Source organism: Shewanella sp. 10N.286.51.B8 (assembly GCF_041469325.1).
GTDB lineage: Bacteria > Pseudomonadota > Gammaproteobacteria > Enterobacterales > Shewanellaceae > Shewanella.
The window spans coordinates 1-327 of record NZ_JBFRKG010000038.1 but is presented as its reverse complement, the minus strand read 5'-3'; the positions used below and the strand labels follow the sequence as shown (position 1 = coordinate 327).

1 protein-coding gene is annotated in these 327 nt (G+C 56.0%); it reads left to right on the top strand.

Translation table 11 applies throughout. The features are described from left to right. Positions 1-327: hypothetical protein (locus AB4160_RS15035; RefSeq protein WP_372005348.1), on the top strand; the 327-nt coding region annotated here is incomplete at both ends.

Here is a 327-nt window from a genome sequence, read left to right as displayed (position 1 = left end):
AAGCTCTGCGGTCAATGACTTTGAGACCACCCCGAACAGCGGCGATTACACGGTCACCATGACCGATGGCGCCGGTGACACCACCGATGCCACCATCACCTTGTCTGAAACCAACCTCAATGAAGATGGCAGCTTTGGCGATCAAACCTTCAGCTACGCCGAGAACCAAGATGCGGGCGCAACCGTTGCGACCCTCGCTGGCGACGACGATGATGGTGTGGTTAATTACCAATTCCAGCACAGTGATGGCACCTTAAGCGCCACCAGTGAAGATGGCTTCTACAGCATTGATAGCAGCGGCGCGATCACCATTACCGCCTTAGGCGC